This is a genomic window from Streptomyces sp. NPDC005533 (genome assembly GCF_042871845.1).
Lineage (GTDB): Bacteria > Actinomycetota > Actinomycetes > Streptomycetales > Streptomycetaceae > Streptomyces.
The window spans coordinates 102157-118436 of sequence record NZ_JBIAJH010000004.1 but is presented as its reverse complement, the minus strand read 5'-3'; the positions used below and the strand labels follow the sequence as shown (position 1 = coordinate 118436).

Here is a 16280-nt window from a genome sequence, read left to right as displayed (position 1 = left end):
TCACCCGCATGGCCGGCCCGGCTCATCACCAGTTGTTCTCCTACGGCACGTTGCAGTCCCGGGAGGTCCAGCTCGCACAGTTCGGCAGGCTGCTCGAGGGGAGGCCCGACGCGCTGCCCGGACACCGGGTCACCTACATCGAGATCACCGACCCCGAGGTGATCGCCGTCAGCGGAAGCGACCGGCACCCCTTGCCCGTCCCCTCCTCCGAGCTGTCCGACGCCGTCGAGGGCACCGTCTTCGTGATCACCGACGACGAACTCGCCGCGGCGGACGCCTACGAGGTCGACGACTACGCGAGGACCGAGGTGGTCCTGCGTTCCGGTACGAGGGCATGGGTGTACCTCGGTGCGCAGACCGAGCAGAGCCCCGACGGCCGTTCCACCGCTGCGGCTTGATCCGGCGTCGTCATGAGGGTGCGTTGACGATTCCGAACGGTATGTGGACGCTGGGCGTGGCAGCTGCGGTGCCGGTCAGGTGGGTGACCTGGTCGTCGAAGAACATGTGCGGATCCAGGACGCCCATGACGGCGGCCTTGTCGACGCCGCCGAGGAACAGGGCGTCATTGACCCGTAGCCCCCACCGCTTGAGGCTCCGCACGGCGCGCTCATGGGCGGGGGCGTCCCGCGCCGTGACGAGGGACACCCGCAGGCGCGGCCGGTATCCGGGATTCCTGCGGCGCTCGTCCTCCTCGCGGCGCTGAATGCGGTTGATGCCGGCGAGGAACCCGCTCAGCGGTCCCGGATCGTGAGGCGTGGTCGCGAGGCGGACCTCGTGCGCACGGAACTCGTCGAGGCCGGCGCCCTGGAAGATCCGCTCGGCGGAGTCACCCGCCAGGACTCCGTCGAAGTCGAAGGCGATGCGCAGCTCGGGGTCGGTCTCGTCATCGACCCGCGCTGTCTCGAGTACGTGGCCCGCCGGCAATCCGTCCGACATCGCCTCGCGCACGTCCGCGCCGTTGGCCGACAGGAACAACGACATGTTCAGCGCCGGCATGAACGGGTGGGGTGAACGGCCCTGCCGGAAGACGGCCCGGCTGATGGGCAGGCCGTGCGCTTCGATCGAACGCATGACCCGCAGCCCGGTGTCCGGGTCGTTCCGCGACAGGATGATGACCTCGACCAGGGGATCGACCCGATCCGCGAGGTCGTTCAACGACAGCAGGCGCCGGACGAAGGGGAAGGCCACGCCCCTGGCCAGGGGATCGTCCACGTGGGCCTCCTGGTGGGACCGGTACGCGTCCTCTCCGCGCTCGCGGAACACCGCGTCGCAGTCGGTGAGGTCGAACAGGGCACTGGAGGCGATCCCTACCACCAGGCGACCGGACAGGTCGTACTTCATGACGCCCCCAGCTGGCGTGCGCGCAATGGTGGGATGGTTATCACCCTGACGCGCCCGCGAAAACCTGTGCCGCACCTGGTGCAAGACCGGCTCGCTGTGGTGAGGGCGTTGCGCAGGTCGAGGTGAACGCGCCGCCCGCCCGGCGATCTAGCGGGAACCCCAGCTGAGGCGGAGTACGGCCAGGTCGTCGGTGTGTCTTCCCGCGTTGAGCGCTCGGGTCTGGCGGATGAGGCTGTCCAGGTGCGCCGCGGGGTCCGCGGCCGGTGTGGTGTTGATCAGGGGCAGCAGCCCCTCGATGCCCAGCCGGCCGCCGGCGTCACCGTTGTGCCCCTCGGTGAGGCCGTCGGTGTAGAGCGTGAGCGCTCCGGCGTCCGGAAGCGGGATGACCGTGGCGGGCCACTCGCCGTGGCCGGGGACTATGCCGAGCGCGATGCCGTGCTCGGCGGGCACCTCCAGGGTCTCCTGCGCGGTGGTGAGCAGGGGTTCGTGGTGGCCCGCCAGGTAGAGGGTGGCGGTGGAGGCCTTCTGGTCGAGGGTGAGGAGCGTGCAGGTGGCGAACAGGGGCTGGGTGCCGCGCTCCGCCACCAGCAGGCGTTCCATCAGGTGCAGCAGTTCCGTGCCGTGGTGGCCGGCCAGGACGAGCGAGCGCCAGGCGATGCGCAGGCAGACGCCGAGGGCGGCGGCGTCGGGACCGTGTCCGCTGACGTCACCGACAACGGCGTGCAGCAGTCCTTCGTCACCCTCGACGACGTCGAGGAAGTCGCCGCCGAGCAGGGCCTGCTCGGCGCCGGGCAGGTAGCGGGTGGTCACCGTGACCGTGGAGGTCTCCAGGAGGGGCTGCGGCAGCAGTCCGCGTTCCAGACGGGCGTTCTCCTCCGCCCGCTGCCGGGCCGACCGGGCTTCGGCCGCCGCGCGCTCGGCGTGGCTCCGGTAGACGGCGTAGCGGACCGTGCGGCGCAGCAGGTCGGCTTCGACCTTGCCCTTGACGAGGTAGTCCTGGGCCCCGGCGGCCATCGCCTCGGAGCCCGCCTGCTTCTCGGACAGGCCGGTGAGGACGATCACCGCGGTGTGCGGGGCCATGGCGCGGACGGTGGTGACCGCGTCGGTGCCCGACACGTCGGGCAGGTGCAGGTCGAGCAGGATGCAGTCGAAGGCGAGGGCTGCGAGTTCCGAGCGGGCCCCGGCCAGCGAGGTGCTCGTGGTGAGCTCGAAGGGCAGCTCGGTGTCGTGGAGGAGCTCCTCCACGAGCAGGGCGTCGGCGGCGTCGTCCTCGACGAGGAGGACGCGGTAGACCGGTTCGTTCGCGGCGACGCCATCGACGTGGGCGAGGGTCGCGGTCACGGCGCCGGCTCCGCGATGGCCCGGGTCGCCCCGGCGGTGTCGGACGGCACCGGGGCCGGGAGACGGCCGGGGGCGAGGGTGAAGCTGATGCGCGCCCCGTCCCGGTACTCCGTATCGACGGCGATGTCACCACCGTGGAACTCGACGATCTTCTTGCACATCGCCAGCCCGATCCCGCTTCCGGGATAGACGTCCTTGGTGTGGAGCCGCTGGAAGATCACGAACACCTTGTCGGCGTACTCGGGAGCGATGCCGATGCCGTTGTCGGTCACCGTGAACCGCCACAGCTCCCCTTCCCGTGCCACCTCGACACGGATCTCCGGTGCCAGGTCCGGACGGCGGAACTTGACCGCGTTGCCGATCAGGTTCTGCCAGAGCATGCCCATCTGGGTGGGATCGGCGACCAGGGTCGGCAGCGAATCGTGCGTGATCGACGCGCCCGCCTCCTCGATGCCGACGCTCAGTGCGGACAAGGTCCGTTCCATGACGTGGTCGAGATCGACCTCCTGGGGGGCGTGGTGGACGCGGCCCACCCGGGAGAAGTCGAGGAGGTCGTTGATGAGGGTCTGCATGCGGTTGGCGCCGTCGACCGCGATGCCGATGTACTGGTCCGCCTTGTCGTCGAGCTGCCCCCCGTAGCGCCGCTGGAGGAGCTGCGTGAAGCTGGAGACCTTGCGCAGGGGTTCCTGGAGGTCGTGGGAGGCCACGTACGCGAACTGCTCCAGCTCGGCGTTGGACCGCTGCAGGTCGGCGGTCTGCGCGTCCAGTTGACGCCGGGCCTCCTCGCTGACGGCCAGCTCGCGCACCAGCTGGCGGCGCATGAAGTCGATCTCGTCGCTCAGTCGCCGCAGGTCCGCCGGACCGGCCGAGGAGATGGGGTGGCCGAAGTCGCCGCCGGCGACGGTGCGGACGTCCGCCCCCAACTGCCCCAGCGGCTGCGTGATGCCGCGGCGCAGGCCTTCGAAGACCAGCCCGGCGAGGAGGGCGATCACGACGGCGATCGACGAGAACACCCAGTTCCGCAGCCTCATGGTGGCGGCGAGGTCGGCTCGTGTCCGGGTCCGCTCCGCACGCAACCGTTCCTGCTGGTCGCCCACGGCCTCACGCACGGCGTCGAACGCCGTCTTGGCCTCGGCGGCGCGTTCGGTGGCCAGGGGAGACGGCGCCCCGGGCGGGGAGGAGGCGACGGGGCGGGCGATCCTCTCCTGCCACGTGGCGAGGGCCTCCTGGACGGCCTTCAGGTCGTCGAGCGCGCGGGAGTCCTCGCGCAGCAGTCGCGCGAGCTGCGCGGCGTACGTGTTCTCGTCCGTGAGCCCCCGCTGATACGGCTCCAGGAACTCCGGGGTTCCGGTGAGGCCGTAGCCGCGGATGCCGGTTTCCTGGTTGAGGAGGGCCGATTCCAGACGGAACGCGGTCGACAGCGCGGGGGACCGCACGTCCACGAGCGTGGCGCTGATCGCCGTCGTACGCCCCAGCACCCAGGCGCCGGTCAGACCGAGCACGGCCAGCACCACCAGCGACACCGCCACCCCGGCGCGGAGCCACCGCCGGGTCGTCCACGCGGAGAACCTCGGCGCACGCCGCGGCCTCGTCATGCCGGTCATCCTCTGAATTCCTCTCCGAGACGGCGCCTGGAACACGGGGGCGCACCGCTCACTGTAGAGGGCGTCCGACAACGATTGTTGTCGCCCATCGGTTCGGGGGCCTAAGGTGCGGGGTATGCCGGGACAGAACTTCCACCTGCGAACCACCCCGAAGGAGACGGCCGCCGCCGCCGACGCGGCTGTCGCCGACCTCGCCCGGCGCCTTGCCCTTCAGCTGCAGAAGGACTCCTCCGCCCCGGCAGCGGACGACCGCGCGCAGGCCCTGGCACGCCTGCACGTACTGGACCACCTCCAAAAAGCCGCAGAACGGCTGCAACGCGCGGCGGCTTCGGACGCCGCGCGCGCCGGAGCCGGATACCCCCAGATCGGCCGCGCATGCGGCATGACCCGACAGGGCGCCCGTCGCCGCTGGCCGGGGCTCTTCACCCACACCGACGAAGTACCCACGGAGCAACTGACGATGAACGCCCCCGCCCGCCCGTTCGATGTCCTGCTCGTGGAAGACGACATCGCCGACGCCATGCTCATCGAGGAGGCCCTCGCCGAGCGCGGGGCCCGCAACCTCGTCCAGGCCACCGACGGCGTCGCCGCCCTGGAACACCTGCGCAACCCCGACAGCACGCGCCCCGACCTCATCGTGCTCGACCTGAACATGCCCCGCATGAACGGCCGCGACCTGCTCCGCATCCTGAAGAACGACGCCGACCTGCGGACCATCCCCGTCGTCGTCCTCACCACGTCCTCGGCGCCCGACGACGTCGCCGGCGCGTACACCAGCCACGCCAACGCTTACGTGACCAAGCCCGTCAACCTGGAGGAGTTCGAACAGGCGGTCCGGAGCATCGACTCCTTCTACCTGGACACCGCAACGCGCCCGCCCCGCGCCTGACATCCGGTGACGACGGCCGGGGTTCAAAAGCGATCGGTTGGGTATACGACGGCCACTTGATCGACTGCCGGCGAAAGGCAACCACCGATGTTGATGGCTCACCCGGCCGTGCTCCCCGGCCTCGTCGACCGCTACTGGGCGCTGTCCGTACTCGACGCGGGCGAAGGCGACTCGCCCGTGCGCAAGGAGATCGAGGTCGTCGAGCGGGCCCTGTGCGTGGCCACCGGCACGACGGACGTGCACGCCGCCCTGATCGCGGCCCGCCACCACCTCCCGGGCACGGGCCCCCTCGACGACTCCGTACTCGCCTCCGGCTGACCGGCCCGGCCGTCGGGGAGCGGGGAGGCGGGGAGGCGGGGAAGGCCCCTGTCAGGCGACCGTCCCGCCCGCATTGCGGATCAGCTGGTGCAGCACCTTCACCGTGGTGACGTAGTCGGTGTCCGGAATGCCCTCGTGGAGGGCGGCGCGGATCGCGGGAGCGTTGCGCGCCAGGTCGACGCGGGCCTGCTCGCCCTCCTCGGTGAGCCACAGCCGGTCCTCGGCGTCCCGGGTCAGCCAGCCACGCTCCAGGAGTACCGCGGCCTCCACCGCCAGATCGTCCTCGGGCCGGATGTAGGAAGCCATCGCCTCCCGCAGCTCGGGCAGGGTCATCCCCTCGCCGTCGGGCGAGATGTCGTTCTCCGAAAGGTTGCGCAGGAGCCAGAACTGCGGCTGGGTGTAGCCCTTCGCGGTCTGCTGCGCCCGGGTGTACGCGATGAGCGCCTCGTAGGCGACACCCGTCCAGTACGCGGCGGGCTGCGCGGCGAGTTCGACGTCGGAGAGCTGCTGGGTCGTCATGGGAGGTCCCCTCCTGGTACTCCGGTTCGGCTCCTGCACGCCGTGCGGGCCGTGCAGGTCATGCGGAGAACGTACGACCTCAAGCGCGCTTGAGGGCAAGCGCGGCGACGGCGCCCGACCGTCCGCGGAAGACGCCGGTCCCGGCACCCGGGAAGGGGCCGGGACCGGCGGCAGCCGGTGTCAGAGGGCCGCGGGTCAGCTCGCGGGATAGGGGGCTGCCTTGAGGCGGCGGGCGAGGTGGGCGGTGTTGGCTGCCAAGGTGGCCGTGGTGGCGGCGGTCTTCTCGGGGGTCTTGTCGAGGTCCTGGTAGTCGGTGCCCTGCATGGCTTCGCCGACCCAGTAGGTGACGGCGTTGGGGGCGAGGGAGAAGCCGACGTCGTTGAGGCCCTGGAAGAGTTCGGCGCTGACGTGGTGGGCGCCGTCCTCGTTGCCGACGACGCAGACCGCGGCGACCTTGCCGTAGGTGAGCATGCGGCCTTCGTCGTCGGTTTCGGAGAGCTCCGCGTTCAGCCGCTCCATGACCTTCTGGGCGATGCTGGACGGGTGGCCGAGCCAGATGGGCGTCGCCAGGACCAGGATGTCGCAGCCCAGGATGGTGTCGCGGATCTCCGGCCAGGCGTCGCCGTCGCCCATGTCCGTCTTCACGCCGGGCTTCACGTCGTGGTCGGCGATCCGGATGGTCTTCCCGGTGACACCGTGTTCGGCGAGGGCGGCCATGGTCTGTTCGGCGAGCAGTTGGGAGCTCGACGGAGCGGGGGAGGGGGACAGGGTGCAGACGAGCGCGACAGCGCGCAGCGGGGTGTGATCGTTGAGGTCCATGGTGCCCGGCTACCCGCAGACCCCCCTTTGATGTCGCAAGCGATGCGATTCATCCCCTTTGGCCGCGCCCATGCGGGCGCCTGAGCCGGCTGGGGCCGCCCGGGCGCGGGAGCCGCGGAACCCGTAGTGCGCCTTCCACCGCGACGCTCCGCTCTCTTGCACCCGTACGCGCATGAGTGGCGCCGCGGTGGAAAGCCGCCAGGTATGACACCCGTACCCGAGCGAGGCCGGGGCAGCAACCGTGAGCGTGCCGCGACCGAGGGGAACGCCGCAGCCGAGGCGGGCCCGAGCGAGCTGGTCGAGGAGCGGGCCCCGGACCGGCCCTCGCAGCTGCCCGCGGGCTCCTGGAAAGCGGTCGTGCGCGGCACGGTCCGGGAGTTCTCCAACGACGAGCTGGCCGACCGCGCCGCGGCCCTGACGTACTACGGGGTCCTGGCGCTCTTCCCCGCCCTCCTGGTCCTCGTCTCCCTGCTGGGCCTGGCCGGGGAATCGACGACCGCGCGGCTGTTGGACGACCTGCAGCAGCTGACGCCCGGCTCCGCGCGGGACGTGCTCACGGACGCGGTGGAGCAGCTGCAGGGCCGCAGCGGCATCGGGTCGCTGATGGCCGTCGTCGGACTCGTCGTGGCGCTGTGGTCCGCCTCCGGCTACGTGGCCGCGTTCATCCGTTCCGCGAACGCCGTCTACGACATGCCCGAGGGCCGTCCGGTGTGGAAGCTGCTTCCACTGCGCCTGGCGCTCACCGTCGCGCCGTCGCGCTGATGGTGCTCGCCTGCGCCGGCGCGTTGATCGTCGTCTTCACCGGCGGGCTGGCGCGGCGCGCGGGCACCGCCCTGGGGATCGGCGACACCGCCCTGACGGCGTGGTCGATCGCGAAGTGGCCGGTCCTGGTGCTCCTCGTGACGGTCATGATCGCGCTCGTGTACTGGGCGGCGCCGAACACCGAGGGCCGCGGGTTCCGCTGGGTGACACCGGGCAGCTTCCTGGCGCTGGGGATCTGGATGGCGGCCTCGGCCGGCTTCGCCTTCTACGCCGCGAACTTCGCCTCTTACAACAAGACGTACGGCACGGTCGCCGGTGTGATCGTCTTCCTGGTCTGGCTGTGGCTCACCAACCTCGCGATCCTCCTCGGGCTCGAGTTCGACGCGGAGCTCGCCCGTCGGCGGGCGATGGCCGGTGGGCTGCCCGAGGGCGAGGAACCGTACGTCCGGCCCCGGGAGACCCGCGCCTGGAGCGACGAGGACCGTCGCCGCATGGAGAAGTGAGAGTGGAATCGGAAGCAGCTCCCCGTGGTGGGGGTGCCGCTTCGTTTACCGGGTAGGCGCGCCACGACAACAGCGTGCGCATCGTAAAGGGGGAGACTCCGCATGAGCACGATAGAGCGGCAGACCCACAACACCGATGAATCCGTCAGCGTGCTGGTCTCGCGCGCCTCCCAGCAGCTCTCGGAGCTGGTCCGCGGGGAGATGCAGCTGGCCCGCGCGGAGATGACGCAGAAGGGAAAACGCTTTGGGAAGGGCGGCGGCTTCTTCGGCGCGGCGGGCCTGATCGGGTTCCTGGCGGCTCAGGCACTGGTCGCGACCTGCATCGCGGCCCTCGCGTTGGTACTCCCGGTATGGGCGTCGGCTCTGATCCTCACGGTGGCGCTGGCCGTGGCGGCCGCGGTGATCGCCCTGGCCGGGAAGAAGCAGGTGGACGAGGCCGGCGCCCCGGTCCCGGAGAAGACCATCGACAGCGTCAAGGCCGACCTGACCGCGATCAAGGAAAAGGCACAGCGATGACCGACGAATCCCGAACCCGTATCGGCACACCCACCCCGGAGGAACTGCGCGAGCAGGTCGAGCACACCCGCGACGAGCTCGGGCAGACCATCGAGGCGCTCGCCGCCAAGGCCGACGTCAAGGCGCAGGCCAAGGAGCGGACGGCCGCCGTCAAGGAACAGGCCGCCGAGAAGACCGCCCTGGTCGCCGACCAGATCCGCGCGCAGACGCAGCATGCCGCGCAGCTGGTGAAGGACACGACGCCCGATCCGGTTCTCCACAAGGCCGGCCAGGTCGCGGAGGCGGCGCGCGCCCATCGCAAGCCGCTGCTCGCGGCCGGCGTCGCTCTGCTCGTCCTCCTGCTGGTGCGGCGCGGCCGTCGAAGCCGATGAACGCGTCCAAGGTCGCCTACAAGCCGGTCGGGCTGGCCCTCGGCGCAGTCGGCGGCGCGCTCGCGGGGGCCGCGTTCAAGCAGGTCTGGAAGATCGTCGAAGGTGATGGAGACGCCCCCGATGCCACCGACGAGGACCGGTCCTGGAAGCAGATCCTGATCGCCGCCGCCATCCAGGGCGCGATCTTCGCCGTGGTCAAGGCCGTGGTCGACCGCTCGGGCGCCGTGGCCACGCGGCGCGTGACGGGCACCTGGCCGGGCTGATCCTCCGCGACCCCCGCACCCTCCCCGAGGTGCCCCCTACGGTGGCGCCACCGGGCCGGGTGCGGCGCGGCCCGCGCCCGTGCCGCCGTGCCCGTGCCGTCGGGCGGCATTTCAGGGAGACGGCCGGTAGGTCCACCGAATGGGGGTAGGCGTGAGCCATGACTCCTACTGAAATCCTCGCGGCCGAAGGCCAAGGCGCGTTTCTCCTCGTGTTCGCCGGTGTGGTGGTGGTCGCCCTCCTGCTCGGCGCGTTCTGGTGCGGCAGCCGGCGCAGCGCGCGGCGCCGGGCCCCGGCCCGGCCGGCCGAGCAGAATCCCGCCGCCCGGCAGCGGGAGGACTCCTGGCGGACGCCGCACGACAACGCCGGCGACCAGGGGCCCCGCGTGTGAGCCAGGCCGGTGCCGGGCCTTCGGGCCGGTCCCTCGCCGTCGAGCCGGGCGACCTGAGCGCCCCGGATCCGACGCGAACGGTGGGACGAGGGCAGGCGGCCGTAGATCCGCGCCGAGCCGGCGCCCTGTCCGCTCCGTAGAAGGACTTCTCTCATGGCCGTCCGAAACCAGCTGATTCACCGGTCCCCGCAGGCGGTGTGGTCCGTGCTCGCCGATCCGACCCTGTACGGGGAGTGGGTGGTGGGCCCGTCCGAGTCCACGCCGCTCGACCTGGCCTGGCCGGAGGTCGGCTCCCGGCTCCGCTACACGGTGCGGCTGGGGCCCTGGTCGACCGAAGGGGTGACCACGGTCCGGCACCTGGAGACCGGCCGCGAGCTGGAGCTGGAGGCGTCCTTCAAGGCTCTGGGCACGGCGAGGATCTTCCTCCAGCTCCGGCCGTGGGGTGGGGACACCCTCGTCATCTGCGATGAGCACCCTCTGCGCGGCCTGGGTGGCACCCTGCACAACCCCGCCGTCGAAGTCCTCCTCCAGCTCCGGCACCGGGGCATGCTGGCCCGCCTGGCCAAGGTCGTGGAACAGGACCAGGCCGAGGAGGTCCGCCCGCCCGACCCGGTGGGCCCCGAGGCCCGCGACACCTGACCCGGTTCGCCTCCCGCGGCTCCGGAGCCGCGCAGGACGCTGGTCCGGGCGGGTGCCCTTCCGCGTGTCCGGCGCCGCGAGCAGGGGATCCCGGCAGCCGCGGGGAGACCCTGGCCCCGGTGCCCGGCCGTTCGGCCCGCACACACGGTGGAGGAGACGGACCTGGACGTGATCGCGACCCCGCGCGACCCCGCGCGACCCGCCCGCCGTACCCGGTACGGCCGACAGCCGGAGGGCCCCGACAGGCCCCGCTCGCGGCTCGCCCCGCCACGCCGTCGCCGGGCGACGACGGCGGTGGTCGCCCTCTCGGTGGCGGCGGTGCTGAGCGGATGCGGGGCGGCCGCGCCCCGGTTGGAAGGCGCCAGGCAGGCCGGCGTCGCCTTCGAGCAGGCCCTCGCCGACGCGGACTACGCACGGGCGTGCGCCCTGCTGGCACCGCAGACCCGGCAGCAGCTGGAGGAGAACCGGGAGAAGCCGTGCGGCCCGGCGCTGCAAGGCCAGGAACTGCCGGTGGCCGACCAGGTGCGCGGCACGCAGGTCTACGGGCGGCAGGCGCTGGTGCGGCTGCGCAACGACACGCTGTTCCTCTCGCAGTTCGACGACGGCTGGAAAGTGGTCGCCGCGGACTGCGCACTCCAGGGCGAGCAGCCCTACCGGTGCTCGCTGAAGGGTGGCTGACGTGCGCTTCCTGTTCGCTGCCTGCCTTGTGACGATCCTGGGCGGCCTGGGCTACTTCATCGCGATCGGAGCGCTGTACCGATGAGTGGAGGGCGGGAGCACCGCCACGGCGGATTCTGGCGGGACAACAGCCTCACCCTCGCCTTCGGGGGTGCGTTCCTGCTGGTCCTGGCCGGCCAGGCAATCGCCGGCCATGCCGGCTTCAACGAGGACCTCGCGGTCGACGGACTGCAGCAGCTCACCCTCGGCGAGTACCTGATGTCGTCCGACTTCGCCGTGGACGTCAGCGAGAACTGGCAGTCGGAGTTCCTGCAGTTCTTCCTCTACATCTTCGGCACCGTCTGGCTCCTCCAGCGCGGCTCACCCGAATCCAAGGAACTCCACAAAGCGGGACCGGAATCCGACCGGGAGCAGCGCCTGGGCGACCACGCCGGAGCCGATTCGCCCCGCTGGGCGGGGACGAAGGACTGGCGGCAGAAGCTGTATTCACGCTCCCTGGGGACCGTGATGGCGCTGTTGTTCCTGCTGTCCTGGCTCGCGCAGTCCATCGCCGGTACGGCGGCCCACAACGAGCAACGACTGCGGCAACTCCAGCCGCCCGTCTCCTGGGGCGCCTATCTGGGATCGGCCGACTTCTGGAACCGCTCGCTGCAGAACTGGCAGTCCGAACTCCTGGCCGTGGCCGCCATGGCCATCCTCTCCGTGTACCTGCGCCAGCGCGGATCCCCGGAGTCCAAGCCCGTCGGGGCCCCGCACACCTCCACGGGAGTGGAAGGCTGAACCCCGATGGGCCGTGTGGCCGGGGTGAAGCGGGGCAGACGACTGCACAGCTGCAGCCTATCCCGGAGGCCTGTCGATGTCCCGTGTGTCCGCGTCCGTGCTGATCGATGCCCGTCTCGACGTGCCGGGGGGCGGTGTCCCCCTCCAGGCCCGTCTCTCGTATGACGGGGAGGACCCGTACGTGGTCCAGGCCACCTTCCTCGACGGCCCCACCGTCCTGGCCCGTTGGCACTTCGACCGGCAGATGCTCGCCGAGGGACTCCACCGCCCGGTGGGCGAGGGCGAGGTCACGTTCAGCCCGCACACGGGGCCCGGCGGCGACGAGATCCGCGTCTCCTTGCGCAGCCACGGCGCCGACGGGCAGGCGAACGCCGTCCTCTTCGTCCAGGCCCGCGCGCTGGCCGAGTTCCTGGAGCGGACGTACGCCGTCATCGGCCCGGGCGAGGAGGTCCTCGACCTCGACGGGCTCCTCGACGAACTCCTGGCCCGCTGAGCAGCCGATCGGCTTGAGTCCGGCCCCGCATGGCCCCCCCGCGCGGAGGCCGGGGCGAAGGGCCACGGCCTCCCCGGGTGTTCAGCCGACGGGGGAGGGGCTCCGGGGGTCGGCCGGGCGGGGGACGAACACCGGTGAGTCCGACTGGTAGAAGAGGTCGATGTCGGCCTCCTCGCCACCGACGATCAGGGTGTCCCAGGCGCCGCTCTCCCGCAGGATGCGGAGGGTGGCCGGGGCGATCGAGGCGAGGTGGGAGCGCAGTTCCGCGTCGTCGGGCAGGCCGGGCATCCGGGGCGCCAGCCGTTCGCGGATCGCGACCATCCGGTCCAGCAGCGCGTCCAGGTCGCTCCCGTCAGCGGCGCCGGATCCGGCAGCACCACCAGCACCAGCACCGGCAGCCGCGCCCCCGACGGCCTCCGCGCTGCGCGCGATGATGTCCTTGATGGCGCGGGTGACGCCCTGCTCGTCGGTGGTCACCATGGCGTTCCAGGCCCGGCTCTTGTGCCGGTACTGGAGCATGGACATCGCCGCCTCGTGCCGGATGAAGTCGGCGTCCCGCAACGGCTTGCCCCGCCAGGCGCGGCTGAGCGAGCGGGCCAGCGAAGTGGCCGAGGCGAGGCCGCTGTTGAGGCCGCGGCCCGGCCAGAAGTGGATGGCGTTGGCCGCGTCGCCCAGCAGGAAGCCGTAGGTGCCGGGGGCGGTCGTGGTCGGGCGGTGCAGCTGCGCGGTGAACCGCGGGCGCTGCACCATGTCCAGCCGGAACGAGGTGATCGCGGACAGGTCCTCCTCGGCCACCCCGAACAGGCTGAGGCCCTGCCGGATCTCCTTCCACAGCGGGGACCCGCGCAGCAGGGCGGGCAGGAAGAGGGTGCCGTGGGTGGGGCAGCGGAACTCGTTGTCCTCCTCCTGCCGGCTCATCAGGCAGGGGCGGGTGGCGATGCACTCCTCGAAGACGTGGCGGACGGGATCGATGCCGATGACGTTCTTCGTCTCCTCCCGGGTGAGCCGCATGTTGAGGAAGCCCTCGCCGCGCAGCGAGTTGAGGAGGAACCGGTTCTGCGACACGGTGAGCAGCACGCTCATCGGGTCCGGCAGCTTCGACTTGACGCGCAGCCCCAGCACGACGTCCTGGAGGTGCTCGCCGTCGAGGGAGTAGATCGAGGCGTCGGCCGCGCCGAACCGGTCGGCGTAGTACTCCCGGGTGCGGGAGCGGCCGCCCTCGGCGACGACCAGGACGTGTTCCTGCGTGATCCGGTTCTGCTCCTCCGCCACGTCGAAACGCCTGGGAACGAGCCGGATCGAGGGCTTGCGGTCGGCCAGGTCCAGCAGCCGGTCCTCGATGTGGGCGATCCGGATGTTGCGGGGCGGGCGGCCGTCTACCGAGTCGGGGCCGACGGGCCACATCTCGGAGTAGGCGCGGTCGTCGTCGAAGAGCGCGGCGCGCACCTCCTCGGGCAGGGCGAGGTACTGCCGGCTCTGGACGGTCACCACCTGCTGGCGGCGGAAGTTCCCCTGGGTCTCGTCCTTCCAGACGACCGAGGAGCCCTTCCTGGTCCAGCGCCCGTCGTAGAGGGTGATGGCGGTCCGCCCGGGCAGCATCTCGTCGAGGGCCAGGGCGAAGGCGAGACCCACCGGGCCGCCGCCGGTGATGGTGACCCGCAGCGTGCCGGGGTCCGCGGCGCTCGGGCGGGGCACGTCGAGGAGGGACAGGTCCATGACCGTCTCCATGGCGTCCTGGGCCTCGTAGAGGAACGTTTCATCGCCGATCCGGATGCGGTCGTTCGGGCGGAGCGGATGTCGCGTGACGCGCTGGTCGTTGACGAACGTGCCGTTCCGGCTGTCCCTGTCGTAGAGGACGTACCCGGCGTCCTCGGTGAGGATCTCGGCGTGCAGCCGGGAGGCGCTGGCGCTGACGATCACGACGGTGTTGTCGCTCTTGCGGCCGAAGCTGACGGGATCGCCGTCCAGGACCACGCTCTGCCCGGCGAAAGGGCCCGTGCTTCCCACGATGACCGAAGCCACTCCACACTCCTTGAGAAAGACGCCTGCTGACTCCTCGTACGACAGCAACACGCCGTCACGAAGGTGTTCGGTTCAACCATTTCCGAAAATTTTCGGCCACTCCGTTGAACCGGAAGCCGCGGTTCGTACGTGATGTCGGCGTCGGTAGGCGATCAGAGGAGAACCGCCCCCATGCACAACGAGGAATCCGAGACCGTGACGGAGAGCGCGCCGGCGGCCACCACGGCAGGCACGGCCACCACCGCAGGCACGGCCACGCTCGCGGACACCATCGCGGCCACGGCCACGGCCGCGGACGCGACCGCCGCCACACCGGACGCCCCGGGCGCGGACCGGCTGATCGCCGGCCGCTACCGGCTGCTGTCCCGGCTCGGCGAGGGCGGTATGGGCACCGTGTGGCGGGCCCGCGACGAGACGCTGCACCGCGAGGTCGCCGTCAAGGAGGTCCGGGCCCCGGCCCATCTGCGGGCCGACGACATCGCGCGGATGCACAGCAGGCTGGAGCGGGAGGCGTGGGCGGCGGCCCGGATACCCGACCGCACCGTGGTGACGGTCCACGACGTGGTCATGGAGGACGACCGCCCCTGGATCGTCATGGAACTGATCCGCGGGCAGTCCCTGGCCGACCTGCTGCGCGCCGAGGGTCCGCTCACACCCCGGCACGCCGCCCACATCGGCTCCGAGGTGCTGAGCGCGCTGCGCGCCGCGCACGCCGTCGGGGTGGAGCACCGCGACGTGAAGCCGGCGAACGTGCTGCTCGCCGAGGACGGTCGGGTGGTCCTCAGCGACTTCGGCATCGCGGTCGTCGAGGGCAGCACCGCGCTGACCCTGACCGGCGAGGTGGTCGGTTCCCCCGAGTACCTGCCGCCGGAGAGGGCGCTGGGACGCCCCTCGGGCCCCGAGTCGGACCTGTGGTCCCTCGGTGTGCTGCTGTACGCGGCCGTGGAGGGGACCTCACCCTTCCGGCAGGACACCGCGCTGAGCACCCTGCGGGCCGTCGTGGACGAGGAACCGCCGGAGCCGACCCGGGCCGGCCCGCTCGCCCCGGTCATCGCCGGACTGCTCCGCAAGGAGCCGGCCGAGCGGACCCCCGCCGCCGAAGTCGCCGCGGCCCTGCGGGGAATCGCCCACGAACCGGACGCCACCACGACCGCCGCCCGCGTCCTGGCGTCTCCGGCGGAACCCGCGGCTCCCGTCGAAGCCGCCACGGCAGCGGCATCCCTCGCGGCGCCGGTCCCCGCGCCGGCACCGGCCGCCACCACCACCGCGGAACCCGCGGAACCCGCCTCCCCGCCCCGCACACGGCGTACGGTGGCGGCCGGCGCGGCCGCCTGCGTACTGGTCGCCGCCGGAGTGGTCCATGCCTTCGGCGGCAACGACGAGGACCCCACCGCCGGTGCGGGCGGCGTACGGATGTCGGTGGCGGGTGCGCACACCACCTACACCGGCAGGTGCCCGACCACCGAGAGCCAGGCCCCGGCCTTCACCGCGACCTTCACCGCCTCCGAGCCCACCCTGATCTCCTATCGCTGGGTGTCCGGCGACGGCTCGGTGGTGGATCCGCACTGGCGCACCATGGCCATCGGGGACAAGGACAACCCCACCGGGCACGACACCGTGCGGCTGACGACCTACGCGAAGGCCGGAACCCTGACCACCGGCATGGCCGTGGAACTCCAGAGCCCCACCCGCACCACCTCCAACCCGGTCCCCTTCTCGATCACCTGCACCGGCTGACCGCGGTCGTCGTGCCCGCCGACTGGTCCGCCGCCGAGGGCCACTCCCGCGCGGCCGTGACGGAGGCACCGCGAGCAGGCCGGCGCTCGGCCCGGGGTGGGGCGACGCGTCGTCTAAACTTCAGGCGGTTGCGGGGCGGAGATGCGTCGCCGTGCGTGGCAACTGCGGAACGGTCGGTCCGGCCGGTCGCGGAGGGGGGCCTGGCCCAGGGCCTCGGTCCGGGACAGGGACGACATGGCGCCGATCATGAAGATCTTTGGGAATCCGATGACCGCCGGCACCGGTCTCAGTGGTGT

The 16280-nt window shown here is 71.7% G+C and carries 18 protein-coding genes and 1 pseudogene; 13 read left to right on the top strand and 6 right to left on the bottom strand.

Annotated elements, in window-relative coordinates; genetic code table 11:
- Positions 1–8 precede the first annotated feature (8 nt).
- On the top strand, positions 9–398 hold the full coding sequence (locus ACFYP3_RS05665) for a gamma-glutamylcyclotransferase family protein (RefSeq protein ID WP_388827229.1): 390 nt from the start codon (positions 9–11) through the stop codon (positions 396–398).
- Between the two features lie 10 nt (positions 399–408).
- Here the strand turns inward: ACFYP3_RS05665 and ACFYP3_RS05660 are convergent, their stop codons facing one another.
- The 3 genes from ACFYP3_RS05660 to ACFYP3_RS05650 form a co-directional block, all read right to left on the bottom strand.
- Entirely contained in the window at positions 409–1341 is a 933-nt protein-coding gene (locus ACFYP3_RS05660; RefSeq protein ID WP_388827226.1) for a 5'-nucleotidase, read from the bottom strand.
- Between the two features lie 147 nt (positions 1342–1488).
- Entirely contained in the window at positions 1489–2682 is a 1194-nt protein-coding gene (locus tag ACFYP3_RS05655; protein ID WP_388827223.1) for a PP2C family protein-serine/threonine phosphatase, read from the bottom strand.
- Entirely contained in the window at positions 2679–4286 is a 1608-nt protein-coding gene (locus ACFYP3_RS05650; protein ID WP_388827220.1) for a CHASE3 domain-containing protein, read from the bottom strand. Before ACFYP3_RS05650 ends, ACFYP3_RS05655 begins: the two co-directional genes overlap by 4 nt.
- Before the next feature lie 115 nt (positions 4287–4401).
- Between ACFYP3_RS05650 and ACFYP3_RS05645 the strand changes: the two genes are divergently transcribed.
- Entirely contained in the window at positions 4402–5175 is a 774-nt protein-coding gene (locus ACFYP3_RS05645) for a response regulator (RefSeq protein ID WP_388827217.1), read from the top strand.
- 87 nt (positions 5176–5262) lie between these two features.
- Positions 5263–5493 (top strand): DUF5133 domain-containing protein, encoded by a 231-nt coding sequence (locus ACFYP3_RS05640; protein ID WP_388827214.1) that lies wholly within the window; start codon positions 5263–5265, stop codon positions 5491–5493.
- 51 nt (positions 5494–5544) lie between these two features.
- Here the strand turns inward: ACFYP3_RS05640 and ACFYP3_RS05635 are convergent, their stop codons facing one another.
- Both ACFYP3_RS05635 and ACFYP3_RS05630 read right to left on the bottom strand, forming a co-directional pair.
- Positions 5545–6012: a MarR family transcriptional regulator gene (locus ACFYP3_RS05635; protein WP_388827211.1), complete on the bottom strand. Its 468-nt coding sequence runs from the start codon at positions 6010–6012 to the stop codon at positions 5545–5547.
- A gap of 195 nt (positions 6013–6207) precedes the next feature.
- Complete coding sequence (locus ACFYP3_RS05630) at positions 6208–6831, bottom strand: flavodoxin family protein (protein ID WP_388827209.1); 624 nt, start codon at positions 6829–6831, stop codon at positions 6208–6210.
- Positions 6832–7035: 204 nt separating this feature from the next.
- On the opposite strand from ACFYP3_RS05630, the pseudogene ACFYP3_RS05625 reads away from it, so the two are divergent.
- The 9 genes and pseudogenes from ACFYP3_RS05625 (at position 7036) to ACFYP3_RS05585 (ending at position 12225) form a co-directional block, all read left to right on the top strand.
- Positions 7036–8096 (top strand): annotated as a pseudogene (locus ACFYP3_RS05625) (YihY/virulence factor BrkB family protein).
- Positions 8097–8198: 102 nt separating this feature from the next.
- The gene (locus tag ACFYP3_RS05620) at positions 8199–8612 is read left to right on the top strand and encodes a phage holin family protein (protein ID WP_388827206.1); all 414 of its coding nucleotides are present in this window, start codon (positions 8199–8201) and stop codon (positions 8610–8612) included.
- A complete protein-coding gene (locus ACFYP3_RS05615) occupies positions 8609–8983 on the top strand; it encodes a DUF3618 domain-containing protein (RefSeq protein WP_388827203.1) in 375 nt (124 codons plus the stop codon). Before ACFYP3_RS05620 ends, ACFYP3_RS05615 begins: the two co-directional genes overlap by 4 nt.
- Positions 8980–9246 (top strand): DUF4235 domain-containing protein, encoded by a 267-nt coding sequence (locus ACFYP3_RS05610; RefSeq protein ID WP_388827200.1) that lies wholly within the window; start codon positions 8980–8982, stop codon positions 9244–9246. The genes ACFYP3_RS05615 and ACFYP3_RS05610 overlap by 4 nt, the downstream gene beginning before the upstream one ends.
- A gap of 158 nt (positions 9247–9404) precedes the next feature.
- Complete coding sequence (locus ACFYP3_RS05605; protein ID WP_388827197.1) at positions 9405–9635, top strand: DUF6479 family protein; 231 nt, start codon at positions 9405–9407, stop codon at positions 9633–9635.
- Positions 9636–9788: 153 nt separating this feature from the next.
- On the top strand, positions 9789–10274 hold the full coding sequence (locus ACFYP3_RS05600; protein ID WP_388827194.1) for an SRPBCC family protein: 486 nt from the start codon (positions 9789–9791) through the stop codon (positions 10272–10274).
- 147 nt (positions 10275–10421) lie between these two features.
- Positions 10422–10952, top strand: a complete 531-nt coding sequence (locus tag ACFYP3_RS05595; protein WP_388827191.1) for a hypothetical protein — start codon at positions 10422–10424, stop codon at positions 10950–10952.
- An 81-nt stretch (positions 10953–11033) separates the two neighbouring features.
- Positions 11034–11732, top strand: coding sequence for a DUF6766 family protein (locus tag ACFYP3_RS05590; RefSeq protein WP_388827188.1), 699 nt, complete (start codon positions 11034–11036; stop codon positions 11730–11732).
- A 76-nt stretch (positions 11733–11808) separates the two neighbouring features.
- A complete protein-coding gene (locus ACFYP3_RS05585; protein ID WP_388827185.1) occupies positions 11809–12225 on the top strand; it encodes an SsgA family sporulation/cell division regulator in 417 nt (138 codons plus the stop codon).
- An 81-nt stretch (positions 12226–12306) separates the two neighbouring features.
- On the opposite strand, the gene ACFYP3_RS05580 is transcribed toward ACFYP3_RS05585, so the two are convergent.
- Entirely contained in the window at positions 12307–14247 is a 1941-nt protein-coding gene (locus tag ACFYP3_RS05580) for an FHA domain-containing protein (protein ID WP_388827182.1), read from the bottom strand.
- Between the two features lie 171 nt (positions 14248–14418).
- Here ACFYP3_RS05580 and ACFYP3_RS05575 point away from each other — a divergent pair, with 171 nt between their 5' ends.
- Positions 14419–15984, top strand: coding sequence for a serine/threonine-protein kinase (locus ACFYP3_RS05575; RefSeq protein ID WP_388827179.1), 1566 nt, complete (start codon positions 14419–14421; stop codon positions 15982–15984).
- Positions 15985–16280 lie beyond the last annotated feature (296 nt).